Here is an 18,082-nt window from a genome sequence, read left to right as displayed (position 1 = left end):
CCCGAGGTGTTGCATGTCCGAGTCCGACCAGGCGCGCATTCCGGCGCCGCCGCCACGACAGCCCCTGCCCCTGCTGCAATTGCTGCTGGTAGGCCTGCAACATGTTCTGTTGATGTACGGCGGCGCCATCGCGGTGCCGTTGATCGTCGGACAAGCCGCCGGCCTCTCCCGCGAAGAAATCGCCTTCCTGATCAACGCCGACCTGCTCGTGGCCGGTGCCGCCACCTTGGTGCAGTCATCAGGGATCGGCGGCATCGGCATCCGCATGCCAGTGATGATGGGCGCCAGCTTTGCCGCCGTCGGCAGCATGGTGGCCATGGCCGGCATGGACGGTGTCGGCCTCACCGGGATCTTCGGTGCGACCATCGCCGCCGGCTTCTTCGGCCTGCTGATCGCGCCCTTCATGTCGAAAATCGTGCGCTTCTTCCCGCCGCTGGTGACCGGCACGGTGATCACTTCCATCGGCCTCTCGCTGTTTCCGGTAGCGGTGAACTGGGCCGGGGGCGGCGTGCACGTCAGCGAGTTCGGCGCGCCACTGTACCTGGCGGTGGCGGCCATGGTGCTGAGCATCATTTTGCTGATCAACCGCTTCATGCGCGGCTTCTGGGTCAACATCGCGGTGCTGATCGCCATGGGCCTGGGCTATGGAGTGGCCGGACTGATCGGCATGGTCGATCTCGACGGCTTGAGCGATGCGCCCTGGCTACGGGTGGTCACGCCGCTGCATTTCGGTCTGCCCACTTTCGGCCTGGCGCCGGTGCTGTCGATGTGCCTGGTGGTGGTGATCATCTTTGTCGAATCCACCGGCATGTTCCTCGCCCTAGGCACCATCACCGAGCGTGAGGTCACGCCAGGGATGCTGCGCCGCGGTTTACTGTGCGACGCCGGCGCCTCCTTCGTGGCTGGGTTCTTCAACACCTTCACCCACTCCTCCTTCGCCCAGAACATTGGCCTGGTGCAGATGACCGGTGTGCGCTGCCGCTCGGTCACCGCCGTGGCCGGGGTACTGCTGATCAGCCTGTCGCTGCTGCCAAAGGCGGCTTTTCTGGTGGCCTCGATTCCACCCGCCGTACTCGGCGGCGCCGCCATCGCGATGTTCGGCATGGTCGCCGCCACCGGCATCAAGATTCTCCAGGAAGCCGACATCGGCGACCGTCGCAACCAACTGCTGGTGGCGGTCAGCGTGGGCATGGGGCTGATACCGGTGATGCGTCCGGAGTTTTTCGCGCACCTGCCACGCTGGATGGAGCCCATCACCCACAGCGGCATCGCCATGGCGACCCTGAGCGCAGTGCTGCTCAACGTGCTGTTCAACGTGCTGGGGGGCGCTGACCGAGCGCACCTGAGCGGCGCCCCTCTGCACTAAGCCTTTACGCTGAAAAGCTGACCAAGTGCCCCACTTTTGTCACCGACGCTCCATCGAGGAGCACGGTGACCGGAGCCCCGGCTGCCTTGCAGGAAAATGCTGACCGTTCAATCGGCTTTTTCAGGGCCATTGCTAGCACTGGTCAGGTTTTTCATGGCTTCGTTCAGGTTTGGCGCAGCTCTTGCTATAGGTCATGCGCCCCGTGCGGAAGCTGACCGTTCAGACGACTTTAAAACAGCAGTTTTACGCTCGACAAGGCGCCATCACAGAGCGCCGCCCTTAAAAAAAAACCAAAGACCGATTCTCAGGGAGCTACACAATGACGCGCACTTTCACCCGCCTGATCATGGCCGGTATACTCTTGGCTGGCGCACAGGCAGTGCAGGCAGATGATCTGTTTCAATGGCAGAGCTACAGCCTGACCTATCTCAATGGGCAGAACTTCAAGGTCAACCCGCCCAATCAACAGACGGTGACATTTGAATATGCCGACTCGTGGAAGTACGGTGACAACTTCCTGTTCGTCGACAATATCTTCTATAACGGCAAGCCCGATTCCAACGTCGGTGGCAATACCCTGTATGGCGAGTACAGCCCACGCTTGTCGCTGGCCAAGATGACCGGCCACGATTTTGCCTTCGGCCCGATCAAGGACGTGCTGCTGGCCGGCACCTACGAGTTCGGCGAAGGCGATGTGGAGTCGTGGTTGATCGGCCCGGGCTTCGACCTGAAGATTCCCGGGTTCGATTACTTCCAGCTGAACTTCTACGACCGTCATGCCCGCGGGTCGCGTGCCGGTAATAACATCTGGCAGATTACCCCGGTGTGGTCGTACACCATCCCGGTGGGCAACTCCGATATTCTCATCGACGGCTATATCGACTGGGTGGTGCAGAACGACAGTAACGCCCAGGGCGATTACCATCGTAATATTCACGTCAACCCGCAGGTCAAATATGACCTGGGCAAGGCGTTGCACATGACACCGCAGAAGTTGTACGTGGGTTTCGAATATGATTACTGGAAGAACAAATACGGGATCGAAAGTACGTCAGACTTTGATACCAACCAAAACACCGCGAGTTTATTGGTGAAAGTGTTTTGGTAACGATTCGGTGATGCCCATCGCGGGCTTCGCGCGCGCCTACGGACAACACCTGCCGCAGGAGTGCGCAAAGCCCGCGATGGCGGCGACGCGGACGGCTATTTGATGACTCACTGATCGTAGCTTTTAATGATCTGGTATTTCCCCCGCTCCTCCATTCTCGTGATGACATACATTCTTACGTTAAAATAAGTAGCCGGCGGATTAATACTGTCGATAACCTTAAGCATCGCATCCTCCACACCATCACCATTTATATCGCCACGCCCTATTGCCACGACCGTCTGTTTAGACCCGTCGAGATAAAGAGTAACGACATTATGATCAAATCTTTTAATTTTTTCGACAGGCTCTACATCCCACCAACTCGGTTCCGGGCGTTGTTTCTCGAGCCTTTCCCGGGTCTCGTTAGCGATTATCTGGCCAGGATAGTAAGGCGTATTTTTTAAGAAATCTTCTGTCACTAATTTTTCTGGCAAGTAGGTAACGTCAGAAGGTTTTGCCTTCGCTATCAGGTCAGCGGCCAGACAATTAATCAGTAACTCCCTAAATCCATTAGCCTCAGATTCGACCTTCGGCTCAAGCAAACGAACTTCGCTCGCTTGAGCCGCTGTATAATCCCTACAGGTTACCAGAGGTCGGGAATGCCCTTCGGCCAGAAACTCACCATACAGAGGGGCCTTCATGGCCGTTTCCAAGGTGGAGGCACGTTCTGCAATCTCCAGGCTTTTCATAAAGGGCTTGAGATCCAGGCCTTCTACCTTCGTCGGTATAGACGAAGCAGCCGCCAACCCTAGAGATACACCGATCGTTATTGAAGTCACCATACTCTTGATGATCATGGGTGCCTCTTTGTGGCCTGTGTCACTCCACTAACTTCAATAGCCGCTGCCTTTAAAAAAAGTTTGGCGCTGGCTTGGTCCACAAGTTTATTCAGTACAAGATCACGAATGATTGTCCGCCCAGAGGAGGCGCCTCCCGCGCTGCTTGCCGTCCTTGAGACCGGTTGCGTCGCACCAAAATGATAACCTGTGATTTCGATGCAATCCTTATATTGGGAATCCAGTGCCTCGTCGGGAATACCTTCAATTTTTACGTAAGCATCGAATGCCATTTTTATTTTTGTCCTACTGAAGAATGGAAGCGGACAAAAGATACTCATCGGCTGAACATGTAGCAATATTTTTTTGACGTCAATCGTTAGGGGGCCAGCTATAACCCCGATCTTGACGGCTTAAAAAACTTTAGAGTAAAGGTAACATCATATTTCTACCTGTGCAGATGGGCCCTCTCAACCGTAGCAAACATGCCGAATACTCTCTTCAAGTGAAGATACGTGCAAGCGCAGTCGCTCTCACCACATGAGAGGCAAGTCATTCGCCAGCGCGCGATGTCCCCCAGTTGGTTCAGGAACTCCCACACCAAAAACTTTTAATTAGTTGGTAAAAATGTTTTGGTCAGCGTTGGAATCACGTAACGCCAAATGAGGTCGTCGGCAGGAGCGCAAAGCCCGCGACGGACCTTAAACGGTCTTGAACGCCTGCGCCAACCGCTCCAACCCCACATCAATCTGCCCCACATCCGGCGCTGCGAACGACAGCCTCAAGCTGTCCATCTCCGGCGCCTCGGCGTAGAACGCCGCCCCCGGCACGAACAGCACCCGCTGTTCGATCGCCTTCTCCAGCAACACCTTGGCCGCGACTCCCCGGCGGCACTTACCCCAGACAAACATGCCCCCTGCCGGCGGGCTGACCTCGAGGTATTCCTCCAGGCCCGCGAGTCCCGTGAGCATGCGCTGGGCCTTTTCTCGATACCCCGCCACCAAGCCCGGCAGCGCCGCTTCCAGGCCTCCGGCGCGCAGGTACTCGACGGCGATCTGCTGGGCCCAGGGCGAGGTGCACAGGTCCACCGTCTGCTTGGCGATGCGACAGCGCTGCGCAATCGCCGCCGGCGCCACCATCCAGCCCAGGCGCAGGCCCGGGGCAATCACCTTGGACAGACTGGACAGATGCACCACCCGTCCCTGGGCGCCGTCAATCCGCTCACTGAGGGCCAGCAAGGACGGCAACGCCTCACCGGCAAAGCGCAAGGCCCCGTAGGGATCGTCCTCGATGATCAGCAGGTCATGCCGCGCGGCCAAGGCCAGCAGATGCTCACGGCGCTCCAGGGTCAGGCAGGCGCCGGTGGGGTTGGCGAAAGTGGGCACGCAATACAGCAGGCGTACGGTGCCTGTCGGCAGGCCGGCCAGTTGCTGCTCCAGCTGTTCGGTGTCCAGCCCGTCGCGGTCAGTGACCGCGCTCAGCACGCGCATGCCGCCCATGCGCAAGGCCTGCAACGCCGCCGGGTAGCCGGGGCGTTCGACCATGACCGTATCGCCGGGTTCGAGCAGCACCTTGATCAGCAGATCCAACCCCTGCTGGGAGCCGGTGGTCACCAGCACGTCGTCCATGGCCACCTCAGACCCGCGCCGGCCCATCAGCTTGACCAGTTCCGCGCGCAGCGCCGGAAGGCCTTCGGTGGCGCCGTATTGCAGGCAATCCAGGGGCGCCTCGGCGAAGGCGCGCTGGCTGGCCTCGGCCAGAGGCTCACGGTCGAAAAATTGCGCCGCCGGGTAGCCCCCCGCGAAGGAAATCATGCCGGGCAAGGACAGGTATTTGAACAGCTCGCGAATCACCGAACCGGTGGGAGCCTGGAAGGCGCTGGAGAAACGATAGTCGGGCATGGGGGCTCGCCGCGGATGGCCAATCGGAGTGGGCCAGTATCGACGGCGAGTCAGCAGGGGGACAAGCGAGGTTTGGGCAGGATGTCATTCCTGCCGGGCATGTGCTTGCCTCACACCACGCGCTTGACCTTGACCTTGGCCACACACAGATAAGGCGCAGCCGTCGGCTGATGGCTGAAATGCATCGCCAGCTCATCACGCTGGCCAGCCCCTGCGGTCAAATCCAGCGCCAGGAAGATCAACGCCGACAACGATAAAAACGAAGCGATCTGCAGTGCGCGTTTGTTCATGACAACCAGGTCCTCGGGATTGAGCTCCTTCATACCGTGCTTTGGTGACGGTGTGAAGAATTTCGTTCCAGGACTATCGGCCCGGGCTCGCCGTTCTTGAAGACCGGCTGTCGCCCGGCTCAGTCGAAATGATAGGCCACCGCCGTCATCACCTCGGCCTGATTCACTTCGCCGCGCGCCTTCACCAGGCTGCTATCAGCCGCCGAACCGCTCAAGTGCACCCAGCTGACATCGCCCAGCAACGACCAATGGCCGCCCAGCGGAATCTTCACGCCCTGGCTCAAGGTAATGTCCTGCAAGCCGCCGCTGGCACGGTAGGCACCCAAACCCGTGGCCTGGACCTGGTCCGGTTGCACATCGAAAAAGGTCTGCTCGAAGCGTCGATCGGCGTAGTGCGCGGTCAACTCGGTGCTGCCGAACAGCCCGCCGCCCACCGGGTAGTCGAGCTCGCCGGCAACCTTGCCGATCAGGCCGCCCTGCCCGCTGCTGCTGCCCGCCGTATGGCCGACCTGAGCCGAGAGCTCCCACCAGGGTTGCAGGCTGTAGGAGATAAAGGCACCGCCCTCGCCCATGTCCGACACATCGCGCAAACCGCGCAGCGGACCATTGGCGGTACGCCCCTGCACGTAATTGACGAAGGGCCCGACACTGATGCCGTGACCTTTGAGAAGGGTATAGGAGAGGCCGTCCTCGGAATCCAGATCGAAGTTGCCCAGTTGCAGGTCAAAATACGGCATCGGCTGAACGTCGTGGCGAGTGCCGGCGGGCTCGCGCGCCTGCCACGACAGGCCGGCGCCGGCATCACCTTGCAGGCCGTCCAGGGACAAGCCCTCGGCGCTGGCCGCGGTCGCCGCAAGTGCTGAAATAAACAGAAGAAAATATTGAACGAACTTCATCAATCACAACTCTGTGAATACAGGCGCGCATGAAGCCGTTTTCCACCTGCAGTGCGCAAGCACTCATCTTGTTTGGAGCGACCTACAAAAATTGTAGCTCGCCGTAGCATCGTCTCTGCCATTTGGCGGTCCCTGAAAATGGATCGTGCGCCTTATCTCTGATAATTTCTATTAATATCATGTAGTTATAGAAATTTTTCATAACTCCCCCGCCCACTGGCACGCCCCCTGCACTACCTTCTGCAAGCGCACATTGCGCGCCATGACACAGGTACTTGCAGATGATGCAGTGGCATATCGTGTGTGACTTCGACGGGACTATCACCCGCAGCGACGTCATCGACAACATTCTTCAACGTTTCGCCGACCCGGCCTGGGAAGTGGTGGAAGAGCAGTGGCTGGCCGGCGAGATCGGTTCTCGCGAATGCCTGAGCCGCCAGCTGTCCATGGTCAAGGCCACCCCTGCCCAGTTGCTGGAATATTTCGACAGCGTGGAAATCGATCCGGCCTTCCCCGACTTCGTCGACCTGGTCCGTGAGCGCGGCGCTTCCCTGGAAGTGGTCAGCGACGGTATCGAGCAAGCTATTGCCCGGGTGCTCTCGCGCAATTACTGCACGCTGCTGCCGATCCTGGCCAACCGTCTGCGCCAGACCGGCCCGGAAAGCTGGCGGATCGATTTCCCGCACTCCAGCGATGCCTGCCGCGCCGCCTCCGGCAACTGCAAATGCAAGTCCACCCCGAGCGACCGCCGCGTGCTGGTCATCGGTGACGGCAAGTCGGACATGTGCGTGGCGTCCGACGCCGACTTCGTCTTTGCCAAGGGCAGCCTGGCCGACTATTGCGAACGCGAGGGCATTGCCCACGCCCGTTTCGACAGTTTCGCCGAACTGCCTGCATTGCTTTCGCGTCTGCCCGCCGACCGGGCTTCGCTGACACCTCTTACCGCTTTTGAACGCCAGGAACTCTTCCACCATGTCTGAACACATCCGCATTGCCAGCGCCGAAGACCAAGTGCTGCTGGACAAGGAAGCCAAGTATTGCTCTTTCGGTGACACCGTTCACTACGTCGAGCCGCCACGTATTTTCAGCCGTTGCGAAGGCTCTTACGTGTTCGACACCGAAGACCAGGCCTACCTCGACCTGCAAATGTGGTACTCGGCGGTCAACTTCGGCTATGCCAACCCACGCCTGAACAACGCCCTCAAGCAGCAGATCGACACCCTGCCGCAGATCGCCAGCCAATACCTGCACAAAGGCAAGATCGAACTGGCCGAGCACATCGCCGTCGACGCCAAGCGCAAGTTCGGCCTGGACGGTCGCGTGCACTTCAACGTGGGCGGTTCGCAGTCCATCGAAGACTCCCTGAAAGTGGTGCGTAACGCCAGCAACGGCAAGAGCCTGATGTTCGCCTTCGAAGGCGGCTACCACGGCCGTACCCTGGGCGCGTCCTCGATCACCTCGAGCTACCGCTACCGTCGCCGCTACGGCCACTTCGGCGAGCGCGCTCAGTTCATCCCGTTCCCGTACCACTTCCGCGGCCCTAAAGGCATGACCAAGGAAGAATACGGCAGCTACTGCGTCCAGCAATTCGCCCGTCTGTTCGAAACCGAATACAACGGCGTATGGGACCCAAAGACCGGCCAGTGCGAATACGCGGCGTTCTACGTCGAGCCAATCCAGGGCACCGGCGGCTACGTCATTCCGCCGATGAACTTCTATAAAGAGCTCAAGCACGTCCTGGACCAGCACGGCATCCTGATGGTCTCCGATGAAATCCAGATGGGCTTCTACCGCACCGGCAAGCTGTGGTCGATCGAGCACTTCGACGTCCAGCCTGACATCGTGGTCTTCGGCAAGGCGCTGACCAACGGCCTGAACCCGCTGGGCGGCATCTGGGCCCGTGAAGAGCTGATCAACCCAAGCATCTTCCCGCCTGGTTCGACCCACTCGACCTTCGCCTCCAACCCATTGGGTACGGCAGTAGGTCTGGAAATGTTCAAGATGACCAGCGAAGTCGACTACGGCGCGATGGTCATGGAAAAGGGCAAGTACTTCCTGGCCGGCCTGGAAGTGCTGAAGAAGCAATACAAGATTGTCGGCGACGTCGACGGGCTGGGCCTGGCCCTGCGCATGGAAATCTGCACCGAAGACGGCTTCACCCCGGACAAGGCGAAGCTCGACGAAATGGTCGACGAAGGCATGAAGGGGGACATGGTGGTTGACGGTCGCAAACTGGGCCTGATCCTTGACGTGGGCGGTTACTACAAGAACGTGATCACCTTGGCACCGTCATTGGAAATCAGCTACCCGGAAATCGATCTGGCCCTGCGTTTGCTGGATCAACTGCTGCACCGAGTGACCACTCGGTGAACAGTGCGCAGATCGATCTGGGGGAAGGCAGCGCCGGCTTCAAGTTGGGCGATGGCCCGGTGGCCGTGCTGCTGATCCACGGCCTGACCGGCACCCCGACCGAACTGCGCAAAGTGGCACAAGGCTTGGCCAAACGTGGGTACAGCGTCTATGTCCCCACCTTGCCTGGCCATTGCGGCGACAACGCAGACCTGCAGGCCACCCGCTGGACCGACTGGTACGCGGGTGTGCAACGCACCTTCCTGGACATCCGCCAGCAACACGAGCAAGTGTTCGTCGGCGGCCTGTCCATGGGTTCGGTGATGTCCATGTACCTGGCCGCGCAATACCCCGGCCAGGTCGCAGGCCTGTTGTTGTACTCCACCACTTTGCGTTATGACGGCTGGAACATGAGCTTCTGGGCGAAATTCACCCATATCTTCATGGCCATTCCGTTCGGCGTGCACATCTGCAAGTTTGTCGAGTCTTCGCCTTATGGCATCAAGAACCCGCGCCTGCGGGCCATCATCGAAAAACAGATGAAAGAAGGCGAAAGCGATGCCGCCGGTCTGTTGATGATGTCCGGTATCAGCGTGCGCGAGCTGCACCGCCTGGTGGCCGCCACCAAGCGCGGCATGCCGTCGGTGAAGACGCCGGCCTTGGTGCTGCACTCCTCGGAAGACGACATCACCAGCCGCTGGAACGCCGACTACATCGAACGCCACCTCGGCGGGCCGGTGAACAAGGTGCTATTGGACAACTGTTACCATATGATCACGGTCGACCTGGAATACCGCAAGGTCATTGACCTGAGCGCCGACTTTGTCGATCAGCACAGCACCGCGTCGCAGCCCCTGCCGCTGGAATGCGCCCAGGCCTCATGAGTGTTCCACTGGTCGCGCTCACCCGTCCTCTGAAGACCCAACGCAAAACAGGAGCCTTCGTGATTCATTGGAGTCTGCAGCGCAAGCTGGTGTTGGCCTTCTGGTTGGTGAGCGTCATCCCGACAATGATCGCTGCCGAATTGGCGGCGTCCACCTTGTCACAGATTTTCGACAGCAACGTGCGCGTATGGCTGCAGGAATCGACCAAAATCGTCGAAGACGAGATCAGCGAGATCCTGCGGGACAATTCCCGCACTGCGCAATTGCTGCTCAACCATTCTCAGCCCCAAGTCGGCGGCAGCCTTGCCGACAACCGGCTGACCACGGACATCGCCACGGCGATGGACGCCGACGTGGTGGCGCTGATCCGTACCCGCGACCACAAGGTGATGTTCAGCACCGCTTCCGACGAGATCGTCAAGCAGATCAGCCTGGCGCCCAACGCCGTGCTGCAGACCCTGAGCAACGACGGCACGCCGACCGGTGCGGTGGTCTCGACCTTCCCCAGTCTGCAGAACGGGGAAGACTACCAGCTGATGATTGCCACTTACCTGGACGCCAGCTTCCTGACCAGTGTCGATGACGTGCACTCCCTGGACCTGCGCCTCTATCTGGCAAGCCCCCAGGGCTTTGCTCAGGTGTTCTCCAGCCAGCGCTTCGAAGACGCGCCCAACGTCATCCCGAAACGGATCGAAGACATCCTGCGTGCCACCCGGGCGCCGAGCGAGCAGTTCACCAGTCGCTTCAGCGGGCTGTACCGGCCACTTTTCAACGACAACGGGCAGTTGCAGGGCGTGGTCTATAGTGGCTTGCTGCGTCATAGCAGCCTGGTGGGGCTGGTGAACCAAAGTAACTTGTTCATCCTGATCTTCCTGCTGGGTTCGGCCTTGTCCCTGGGCGTCGGCTGGCTGGTCTCGCGGCGCATGACCCAGCCCTTGCGGGCGCTGTCGGCCGGTGTGCAGGCGATCACCGCCGGTGATTACGGCCAACGCGTGGAAGTGGCCGGGGACGACGAGATGGCCGACCTGGCGACCACCTTCAACCACATGGCGGCCGGCCTGAAGGAGCTGCAGCACCTGGAAGCGCAGCTGCGCCGTCGGGACCGCCTGCACGCCTTGGGCGAGGTGGCCATGGGCCTGGCCCACGAGATTCGCAACCCGCTGGGCATCATCAAGACCGCCACCCAACTGCTGCATCGGCGCGCTGCGTTACCGGAAACCGACATGCGCCATCTGGAATACGTGATCAGCGAAGTGACCCGCATCAACGACCTGATCACCGAGTTCCTCGACTTCGCCAAGCCCAACGCACCGCTGCGCGCGGTGATTTCGGCACGCCAGCTACTGGAGGAGCTGCTGGGCTTCTGCGCTCCGGAACTGGTCAACCAGCACATCGAGGCAGTGATCGACGATCAGGCGCCGGGGGCAACGTTGTACGCCGATGCGCGGCAGTTGCAACAGGCCTGCCTGAACCTGGTGCTCAATGCCATCGACGCCATGCCCGGTGGCGGCCACCTGCGCCTGGGTATTGCAAATGCCGAGCAAACCACCATCATCAGCATTTCCGACAGTGGCCAGGGCATCCCCCCCGACATGATCGAGCGCATCTTCAACCCCTTCGTCACCACCAAGGCCTCCGGCACCGGGCTGGGCCTGGCCAAGGTCTTTTCCATCATGGAAAACCATGATGGCCGGGTCGAGTGCGTCAACCAGCCCGGCATGGGCGCCACGTTCAACCTGTACCTGGCTGATCATCCCCCCGTACCGGTGTCGGCATGAGCCATTGTGTGCTGGTGGTGGATGACGAAGCCAAGCTGTGCGACCTGCTGGTCTCGGCGCTGGCCGGTCCTGAAATGCAAGTGTTGACCGCCGGTAACGGTTTGCAGGCACTGGCCATTCTCGAGCAGAACGCCGTCGACCTGGTCATCAGCGACTGGCGCATGCCGCAGATGGACGGCCCGCAGCTGCTGGCCGAGATCAAGCAACGCTATCCGCGCCTGCCGGTCATCGTCATGACCGCCTACAGCACGGTGAAGAATGCCGTATCGTCCATGCGCAATGGTGCCTACGACTATATTGCCAAGCCGTTCGACATCGACGAGCTGGATGTGACCGTGCACAAGGCGCTGCAATTCGGCGACATCCTGCGCGACAACCAGCGCCTGCGCGACGAGCTCCAGGCCCACCGCCACATCGACAGCCTGGTCGGCGAAAGCCCGGCCTTTTCTCGGGTGCTCACCGCCATCGACTCGGTGCGCGAGAGCAGCGCGACCATCCTGCTGACCGGCGAGAGCGGGACCGGCAAGGAAATGGTCGCCCGGGCCATTCACCAACATGGCAGCCGGGCCGACCAGCCCTTCGTGGCGGTCAATTGCGCAGCCATTCCCGAAGGCCTGCTGGAAAGCGAGATGTTCGGCCACCGCAAGGGCGCCTTCACCGGGGCCATTGCCGACCGCGTGGGGCGCTTCGCACAGGCGGACAAGGGCACGCTGTTTCTCGACGAAGTAGGCGACATGCCGCTACCGCTCCAGGCGAAGATCCTGCGCGCCTTGCAGGAACGGGTCATCGAGCCGGTGGGTGAAAGCCATGAGCGCCGCGTCGACGTACGGGTGATTGCTGCCACCAACAAAGACCTGCTCCAGGCCGTGGCCGACAAGACCTTCCGCGAAGACCTGTACTACCGTTTGAACGTCTTCCCGATCCCCCTGCCCGCCTTGCGCGAGCGGGTCGACGACATCGCTGCCCTCGCCGCCCACTTCGCCCGCACGGCGGGTGCCGACGCGGGCAAGCGCATCACCGGCTTCAGCGACGGCGCCTTGCGCGCCATGCTGCAATACCCGTGGCCGGGCAACATTCGCGAGCTGCAGAACTGCGTGGAGCGCGCGACCATCGTTGCCCGCGGCGCGCAGATTGAAGAAGCCGACCTGCCCGGCTACCTGTTCGGCTCGGCCCCCGTCGGCCAGCCCGCCGGGCTGGTGCCGAGTGCGCAGATGGGCATCCCGGAGGACCTGGACGCCACTTTGGCAGAACTGGAAAAAGGCTTCATGCTCGCGGCGTTGCAGGAGTCCCAGGGGGTGCAGACGGCGGCGGCGCAAAAGCTGGGGATCTCGGAGCGCAGCTTCTGGTACCGCTTGAAGAAGCTGGGTATCCAGGTAGACAAGATCGCCCATTGACGGCCGAGGGATCTGACCGAAACAGGCCGGTCAGTTCCCGCCAGCCACTCTTTACTGCGCAACTGCTCCCGCCACGGTCGGCGCGCCGATCTCCACGGGCAAGCCGTCCTCTGCCGTGACCACATCGCGCACCACGTCCCAGTCCATTTGCAGATGCTCGGCGAGGTCCTGACGCTTGAGCAGGGCGTTGATCACCGCCGTGTGCTTGTCTTCAGCCGAAGGGTCGCCCTGGGCGTCCAGCGGTGTGTGAGCTTCGAGGTAGACCTTGCCACCGCTGATACCGAACTTGTACGGCTCGTTCATGATCCGCACCGGAGTGCCCACCGGCACCAGCCTGGCCAGTTCCAGCACACTGTCGTTGTAAAGGCGGAAGCAGCCATGGCTGGTGCGCATGCCGATGCCGAACTTCTTGTTGGAGCCGTGGATCAGGTAGCCAGGCAGGCCAAGGGTGAATTTGAAAGGCCCCAGCGGATTGTCGGGGCCGGCCGGGACGACGTTGGGCAACGGATCGCCGTCGGCAGCATGTTCGGCCTTGATCGAGGCCGGGGGCGTCCAGGTCGGATTGGGGATCTTGCCCGTGATCTTGGTCACTGCCACCGGTGATCCCCAGCCTTCACGGCCGATGCCAATGGCGTAGGTGCGCACCACGTTCTGGCCTTTGGGGTAGTAGTACAGGCGGTATTCGGCCAGGTTGATGACAATGCCCTCCCGCGGCCCCGGCGGCAGGATGAACCGGGTGGGCAGGACGATCTCGGTGCCGGGCTTGGGCAGCCAGGGGTCGACGCCAGGGTTGGCCGCGATCAGTTCCAGGTAGCCCAGGTCGTTGGCAGTGCCGATGTCGGCAAAGGTGTCTTCGTACCTGGCGGTCAGGGTATGCACCTGCCCCACCACGTCTTCACCCGGTGGCGGCAACGGGAATTCGAGAGCGGCGGCTTGGCCGCAGGCAAACAGCGCAGCCAGCGAGAGGCCGCGGGTTACAATGGAGAAGCGCGCGAACATCCGGGAAATCCCTCGCAATCGACAAGGAGGCAAAATCGCGATTGTACATGGGATCAAGGGTGGTGGTGTTTGGCGGGTCGAACTTCATGTGACCGCGGGCAACACAAACCCCGCGGGCGAAAACTCAGAGCAGCGGCCAGACCGGGCGCGTGCCCTGCCGTTGGGCATAGACGATAGCCTTGCACAGCTGGCACAGGCGCTGGTCGCGAAAGATCGTCTTGCCCACCGGCGACCAGCGCGGTTGCGCCGGCAGCAGCGTGCCACACAGGGTGCGGTCGGCCGTGCCGCCCAGTTCCAGTTGCCGGGCGGTCAGGTGCACGCGCACTTCCTGACAGGCGAACAGATCAAGCTGCTCGTCAGGTTCAATCAATTGGTAGGCAAACAAGGACCAGGCGGGACGCGGCATTTGGGGCTCCAGAGCGGGGGCGCCACATTAGCTCAAAGCCCCGCGCGATTAAAGCCTCAAAGCAGCGGCTTGAGCGTTGGCCAGACATTATCCAGCAGCATGCCCTGAGCGTTGACCGCCGGGTGCAGGCTGTCGGCCTGCATCAAGTCAGGATGGCCGCCGATGCCTTGTAGAAAAAACGGCACCAGTGCCACTTTCTTCTGCTCGGCCAGGTCGCCGTACACCTTGGCAAAGGCCTGGGTGTAGCGCGTACCGTAGTTGGGGGGCAACTGCATGCCCAACAGCAGAACCTTGGCGCCGGCCGCCCGCGACAGGTCAATCATTGTTGCGAGATTTTGCTGAAGTTCAGCCGGCTGCAGGCCACGCAGGCCGTCATTGCCGCCCAATTCCAGCACCACCACATCGGGCTTGTGCTCCGCAAGCAGCGGCGGCAGGCGCGCGGCGCCATTGGCACTGGTGTCGCCACTGATCGACGCATTGACCACCACCTCGCTGGAACCCTCGTGCCCAAGCCGTTGCCTCAACAGTGAAACCCATCCCTTGCTGGTATCCAGGCCAAAACCGGCGCTGATACTATCGCCTACCACCAGCACGGTTCCTGCTGCCGCGCCCTGGGCCATCATCAACAGGGCCAGGCCAGTACTCATCAACCACACTCGCATCGGATTCTCCATGGGCGAAAGCATTCTCGCAGCGCGCAACCTTAGCAAAGTGGTTCCCAGCGAGGAAGGCACGCTGACGATCCTCCACGAACTGACCCTGGACCTGGCCGCCGGCGATAGCCTGGCCATTGTCGGCGCCTCCGGTTCGGGCAAATCGACGCTGTTGGGCCTGCTGGCCGGCCTTGACCTGCCCAGCGCCGGCAGTGTGATGCTGGCGGGCAAGGACCTGAGCCAGCTCGACGAAGACCAGCGTGCGCGGGTACGCGCCGAGCATGTGGGCTTTGTGTTCCAGTCGTTTCAACTGTTGGACAGCCTCAACGCCCTGGAGAACGTCATGCTGCCTTTGGAGCTCGAAGGCAACCCACAGGCTCGTGAGCGGGCGAGCGAGCTGCTGCAGCGGGTCGGTCTGGGGCACAGACTGAGCCATACTCCGCGACAACTGTCCGGCGGCGAGCAGCAGCGTGTAGCCATTGCCCGGGCCTTCGCCGCGCAGCCCGACGTGCTGTTCGCCGACGAGCCCACCGGCAACCTCGACAGCCATACTGGCGAGCGCATCAGCGACCTGCTCTTTGAACTCAATCGCGAGCGCGGCACCACGCTGGTACTGGTGACCCACGACGAACGCCTGGCACATCGCTGCCGACGCCTGATCCGCCTCGACGCCGGCCGCCTGGTCGCCCCCCTGGAGCCCTGATGGCCCGTCTGCCTTTTTCGCGCCTGTTCGGCCTCGCCGCGCGCCAACTGGCCCGCGACAGCCGCGCAGGTGAATTGCGCGTCTTGTTCTTCGCGCTGGTGGTGGCCGTGGCCGCCAGCACCGCCATCGGCTATTTCGGGGCGCGCCTCAACGCCGCAATGCAGATGCGCGCGACCGAATTCCTCGGCGCCGACCTGATTCTGCAAGGCAGCTCGCCCGCGCGTCCCGAACAGATCGACGCCGGCCTGCAACACCACCTCGATCATGCCCGCACGGTGGAGTTTTCCAGCGTGATCGCCACCGACAATGGCATTCAGCTCTCCAGCATCAAGGCGGTGGACAGCGCCTACCCGCTGCGCGGTCAGCTCAAGAGTACCGACATCCCCCAAGGCACCGAGGCCCAGGGCGGCGGCCCGCAACCGGGTGAGGCCTGGGTCGAGGCACGCCTGCTGGTGGCGCTGAATCTGAAGATCGGCGACAGCATCGACGTCGGCAACAAGACCCTTCGCATGGCCCGCGTGCTGACCTACGAGCCCGACCGGGCAGGCGACTTCTACAGCCTGACCCCACGGGTGATGATCAACCTCGCCGATCTCGACGCCACCGGCGTGGTGCAACCGGGCAGCCGGGTGAGCTATCGCGAACTCTGGCGGGGGCCGCAGCCGGCTGTAGACAACTACCGCCAGGCCATGGAACCCCATCTGGCGCCCAACCAGAAACTGCAGGACTCACGCGACAGCAACCGACAGATCGGTGGCGCCCTGGGCAAGGCCGAACGCTACCTGAACATGGCCAGCCTGGTGGCGGTGCTGCTCAGCGGCGTCGCGGTGGCCCTGTCGGCCACACGCTTTGCCGCGCGACGCCTGGACGCCAGCGCCCTGTTGCGTTGCCTGGGGCTGTCACGCCGTGAAGCGCTGCTGCTGTTCTGTGTGCAACTGGCGCTGCTGGGGTTGGCAGCCTGCATCAGCGGGGCGTTGTTGGGCTGGCTGGCGCAACTGGGTCTGTTTGCCTTGTTGCAAGGGCTGCTGCCGGCCGTAGTGCCGCCGGGCGGCGCTTTTCCGGCGTTGGCCGGTATCGCCACCGGAATGGTGGCGCTGGCCGGATTCGCCTTGCCTCCACTGGCCGCATTGGGCCGCGTGCCGCCGCTGCGGGTGCTGCGTCGCGACCTGTTGCCGGTGCCTCCCAGCAGTTGGCTGGTCTACGGCACGGCCCTGCTCGCCCTTGGCCTGATCATGTGGCGCCTGAGCCTGGACCTGGTGCTGACCTTTGCCCTGCTGGCCGGCGGCCTGGTGGCGGCGGTCATTCTTGGCGGCGTGTTGCTGCTCGTGTTGCAGGGCCTGCGCCGTGCCTTGAGCCGCGCGCCCCTGGCCTGGCGCCTGGGGCTCGGGCAACTGCTGCGTCATCCGCTGGCCGGCGCAGGCCAGGCATTGGCGTTCGGCCTGATCCTGCTGGCCATGGCACTGATCGCCCTGCTGCGCGGCGAGCTGCTGGACACTTGGCAGAACCAGTTGCCCAAGGACGCCGCCAATTACTTCGCACTGAACATCCTGCCTGACCAGCGCGACCATTTCGCCGAACAACTGAGCCACCTGACCGCTCAGGCCGCGCCCTTGTTTCCGATCATTCCGGGACGTCTGACGGACATCAACGACAAGCCGGTGCAGGGCATCGTCATGCCTGATTCACGGGGCGACCGAGCCATCCAGCGCGACCTGAGCCTGACCTGGGCAGCGGACCTGCCCGTGGGCAACCGTATCACCGCCGGTAGCTGGTGGGGGGCTACCCCCCGGAACGGTGACTTGCCCGGCGTTTCGGTGGAGGACGAAGTGGCCCAGAGCCTGACCCTCAAGCTGGGTGACACGTTGACCTTCGACATTGGCGGCGTACAGCGTCAGGTGCGGGTGACCAGCCTGCGCCACATCGACTGGGACAATTTCAAGCCCAACTTCTTCATGATCTTCGAACCAGGCACCCTCAAGGACCTGCCGGCCACCTACCTCACCAGCTTCTACCTGGCGCCGGGGCATGATGCCCAAGTGGTCGAGCTGTCGCGCACCTTTCCCGCGGTGACCTTGCTGCCGGTGGAAGCCTTGCTGCAGCAACTGCGCAGCATTCTGGCCCAGGTCACGATCGCTGTGCAGTACGTGCTGTTGTTTGTGTTGGCGGCAGGGTTGGCGGTGCTGTTCTCCGGCCTGCAATCGACCCTGGACGAACGCATCCATCAGGGCGCGCTGCTACGGGCGCTGGGGGCGCAACGCCAGCTGCTGATCAAGGCGCGACGCATCGAGTTCGGTCTGCTGGGGGCCGCCAGTGGTGTACTGGCTGCGCTGGGCACCGAAGTGGTCAGCCTGCTGCTGTACCGCTACGCGTTCAATCTGCACTGGACCCCGCACCCTTCGCTGCTGCTATTGCCGCTGGTGGGGGCGCTGCTGGTGGGGACGGCCGGCGTGTTCGGCACCCGGCGGGCCTTGAACAGCAGCCCGCTCGCGGTATTGCGCGAAGGTTGACCGACGGACCGTTCGGCGCCTCGACCGAAC

The 18,082-nt window shown here is 62.1% G+C and carries 17 protein-coding genes; 9 read left to right on the top strand and 8 right to left on the bottom strand.

Annotation, left to right across the window (positions count from 1 at the left end):
- Positions 1 to 13 precede the first annotated feature (13 nt).
- Together HB675_RS08380 and HB675_RS08375 are read left to right on the top strand one after the other, a co-directional pair.
- Positions 14 to 1,366: a nucleobase:cation symporter-2 family protein gene (locus HB675_RS08380; protein WP_213877594.1), complete on the top strand. Its 1,353-nt coding sequence runs from the start codon at positions 14 to 16 to the stop codon at positions 1,364 to 1,366.
- A 319-nt stretch (positions 1,367 to 1,685) separates the two neighbouring features.
- Positions 1,686 to 2,474: an outer membrane protein OmpK gene (locus HB675_RS08375; RefSeq protein WP_213877592.1), complete on the top strand. Its 789-nt coding sequence runs from the start codon at positions 1,686 to 1,688 to the stop codon at positions 2,472 to 2,474.
- Positions 2,475 to 2,581: 107 nt separating this feature from the next.
- On the opposite strand, the gene HB675_RS08370 is transcribed toward HB675_RS08375, so the two are convergent.
- The 5 genes from HB675_RS08370 to HB675_RS08350 form a co-directional block, all read right to left on the bottom strand.
- Positions 2,582 to 3,313 carry a hypothetical protein gene (locus HB675_RS08370; RefSeq protein WP_213877590.1) on the bottom strand — a complete coding sequence of 244 codons (732 nt, stop codon included), beginning with the start codon at positions 3,311 to 3,313 and terminating at the stop codon, positions 2,582 to 2,584.
- On the bottom strand, positions 3,310 to 3,585 hold the full coding sequence (locus HB675_RS08365) for a type VI secretion system tube protein Hcp (RefSeq protein WP_213877588.1): 276 nt from the start codon (positions 3,583 to 3,585) through the stop codon (positions 3,310 to 3,312). The genes HB675_RS08370 and HB675_RS08365 overlap by 4 nt, the downstream gene beginning before the upstream one ends.
- Positions 3,586 to 3,993: 408 nt before the next feature.
- A complete protein-coding gene (locus tag HB675_RS08360; RefSeq protein ID WP_213877586.1) occupies positions 3,994 to 5,193 on the bottom strand; it encodes a PLP-dependent aminotransferase family protein in 1,200 nt (399 codons plus the stop codon).
- A 110-nt stretch (positions 5,194 to 5,303) separates the two neighbouring features.
- Positions 5,304 to 5,483: a hypothetical protein gene (locus tag HB675_RS08355; protein WP_213877584.1), complete on the bottom strand. Its 180-nt coding sequence runs from the start codon at positions 5,481 to 5,483 to the stop codon at positions 5,304 to 5,306.
- A 119-nt stretch (positions 5,484 to 5,602) separates the two neighbouring features.
- Positions 5,603 to 6,379, bottom strand: coding sequence for a MipA/OmpV family protein (locus HB675_RS08350; protein WP_213877582.1), 777 nt, complete (start codon positions 6,377 to 6,379; stop codon positions 5,603 to 5,605).
- A 281-nt stretch (positions 6,380 to 6,660) separates the two neighbouring features.
- Between HB675_RS08350 and HB675_RS08345 the strand changes: the two genes are divergently transcribed.
- From HB675_RS08345 to HB675_RS08325, 5 genes are read left to right on the top strand one after another with little or no spacing between them, the layout of a single operon-like run.
- Positions 6,661 to 7,359: an MtnX-like HAD-IB family phosphatase gene (locus tag HB675_RS08345; RefSeq protein ID WP_213877580.1), complete on the top strand. Its 699-nt coding sequence runs from the start codon at positions 6,661 to 6,663 to the stop codon at positions 7,357 to 7,359.
- The gene (locus tag HB675_RS08340; RefSeq protein ID WP_213877578.1) at positions 7,352 to 8,749 is read left to right on the top strand and encodes an aminotransferase class III-fold pyridoxal phosphate-dependent enzyme; all 1,398 of its coding nucleotides are present in this window, start codon (positions 7,352 to 7,354) and stop codon (positions 8,747 to 8,749) included. The genes HB675_RS08345 and HB675_RS08340 overlap by 8 nt, the downstream gene beginning before the upstream one ends.
- Positions 8,746 to 9,612 carry an alpha/beta fold hydrolase gene (locus tag HB675_RS08335; RefSeq protein WP_213877576.1) on the top strand — a complete coding sequence of 289 codons (867 nt, stop codon included), beginning with the start codon at positions 8,746 to 8,748 and terminating at the stop codon, positions 9,610 to 9,612. The genes HB675_RS08340 and HB675_RS08335 overlap by 4 nt, the downstream gene beginning before the upstream one ends.
- Before the next feature lie 59 nt (positions 9,613 to 9,671).
- Positions 9,672 to 11,390, top strand: a complete 1,719-nt coding sequence (locus tag HB675_RS08330; RefSeq protein ID WP_345945754.1) for an ATP-binding protein — start codon at positions 9,672 to 9,674, stop codon at positions 11,388 to 11,390.
- The gene (locus HB675_RS08325; protein ID WP_213877572.1) at positions 11,387 to 12,784 is read left to right on the top strand and encodes a sigma-54 dependent transcriptional regulator; all 1,398 of its coding nucleotides are present in this window, start codon (positions 11,387 to 11,389) and stop codon (positions 12,782 to 12,784) included. The genes HB675_RS08330 and HB675_RS08325 overlap by 4 nt, the downstream gene beginning before the upstream one ends.
- Before the next feature lie 51 nt (positions 12,785 to 12,835).
- Here the strand turns inward: HB675_RS08325 and HB675_RS08320 are convergent, their stop codons facing one another.
- The 3 genes from HB675_RS08320 to HB675_RS08310 all read right to left on the bottom strand — a co-directional run bounded on the left by HB675_RS08320 (position 12,836) and on the right by HB675_RS08310 (position 14,851).
- On the bottom strand, positions 12,836 to 13,783 hold the full coding sequence (locus HB675_RS08320; RefSeq protein ID WP_213877570.1) for a L,D-transpeptidase family protein: 948 nt from the start codon (positions 13,781 to 13,783) through the stop codon (positions 12,836 to 12,838).
- Between the two features lie 124 nt (positions 13,784 to 13,907).
- Positions 13,908 to 14,189: a hypothetical protein gene (locus HB675_RS08315; protein WP_213877568.1), complete on the bottom strand. Its 282-nt coding sequence runs from the start codon at positions 14,187 to 14,189 to the stop codon at positions 13,908 to 13,910.
- Positions 14,190 to 14,245: 56 nt separating this feature from the next.
- The gene (locus HB675_RS08310) at positions 14,246 to 14,851 is read right to left on the bottom strand and encodes an arylesterase (RefSeq protein WP_213877566.1); all 606 of its coding nucleotides are present in this window, start codon (positions 14,849 to 14,851) and stop codon (positions 14,246 to 14,248) included.
- Positions 14,852 to 14,861: 10 nt separating this feature from the next.
- Between HB675_RS08310 and HB675_RS08305 the strand changes: the two genes are divergently transcribed.
- On the top strand, positions 14,862 to 15,545 hold the full coding sequence (locus HB675_RS08305; protein ID WP_213877564.1) for an ABC transporter ATP-binding protein: 684 nt from the start codon (positions 14,862 to 14,864) through the stop codon (positions 15,543 to 15,545).
- On the top strand, positions 15,545 to 18,052 hold the full coding sequence (locus tag HB675_RS08300; protein WP_213877562.1) for an ABC transporter permease: 2,508 nt from the start codon (positions 15,545 to 15,547) through the stop codon (positions 18,050 to 18,052). Before HB675_RS08305 ends, HB675_RS08300 begins: the two co-directional genes overlap by 1 nt.
- Positions 18,053 to 18,082 lie beyond the last annotated feature (30 nt).

The sequence above is a fragment of the Pseudomonas sp. dw_358 genome, assembly GCF_018449655.1.
In the GTDB taxonomy this organism is placed as follows: domain Bacteria; phylum Pseudomonadota; class Gammaproteobacteria; order Pseudomonadales; family Pseudomonadaceae; genus Aquipseudomonas.
The sequence above is the reverse complement of the archived record's forward strand: the minus strand, read 5'-3'. Positions and strand labels throughout refer to the sequence as shown.

Bases quoted from the DNA above. Each gene is read 5' to 3' on its own strand.
- HB675_RS08380 (WP_213877594.1), top strand. From the start codon at position 14: ATGTCCGAGTCCGACCAGGCGCGCATTCCGGCGCCGCCGCCACGACAG.
- HB675_RS08345 (WP_213877580.1), top strand. From the start codon at position 6,661: ATGATGCAGTGGCATATCGTGTGTGACTTCGACGGGACTATCACCCGC.
- HB675_RS08325 (WP_213877572.1), top strand. From the start codon at position 11,387: ATGAGCCATTGTGTGCTGGTGGTGGATGACGAAGCCAAGCTGTGCGAC.
- HB675_RS08315 (WP_213877568.1), bottom strand. From the start codon at position 14,189: ATGCCGCGTCCCGCCTGGTCCTTGTTTGCCTACCAATTGATTGAACCT.
- HB675_RS08320 (WP_213877570.1), bottom strand. From the start codon at position 13,783: ATGTTCGCGCGCTTCTCCATTGTAACCCGCGGCCTCTCGCTGGCTGCG.
- HB675_RS08340 (WP_213877578.1), top strand. From the start codon at position 7,352: ATGTCTGAACACATCCGCATTGCCAGCGCCGAAGACCAAGTGCTGCTG.
- HB675_RS08375 (WP_213877592.1), top strand. From the start codon at position 1,686: ATGACGCGCACTTTCACCCGCCTGATCATGGCCGGTATACTCTTGGCT.
- HB675_RS08360 (WP_213877586.1), bottom strand. From the start codon at position 5,193: ATGCCCGACTATCGTTTCTCCAGCGCCTTCCAGGCTCCCACCGGTTCG.
- HB675_RS08310 (WP_213877566.1), bottom strand. From the start codon at position 14,851: ATGCGAGTGTGGTTGATGAGTACTGGCCTGGCCCTGTTGATGATGGCC.
- HB675_RS08355 (WP_213877584.1), bottom strand. From the start codon at position 5,483: ATGAACAAACGCGCACTGCAGATCGCTTCGTTTTTATCGTTGTCGGCG.
- HB675_RS08365 (WP_213877588.1), bottom strand. From the start codon at position 3,585: ATGGCATTCGATGCTTACGTAAAAATTGAAGGTATTCCCGACGAGGCA.
- HB675_RS08350 (WP_213877582.1), bottom strand. From the start codon at position 6,379: ATGAAGTTCGTTCAATATTTTCTTCTGTTTATTTCAGCACTTGCGGCG.
- HB675_RS08300 (WP_213877562.1), top strand. From the start codon at position 15,545: ATGGCCCGTCTGCCTTTTTCGCGCCTGTTCGGCCTCGCCGCGCGCCAA.
- HB675_RS08305 (WP_213877564.1), top strand. From the start codon at position 14,862: ATGGGCGAAAGCATTCTCGCAGCGCGCAACCTTAGCAAAGTGGTTCCC.
- HB675_RS08370 (WP_213877590.1), bottom strand. From the start codon at position 3,313: ATGATCATCAAGAGTATGGTGACTTCAATAACGATCGGTGTATCTCTA.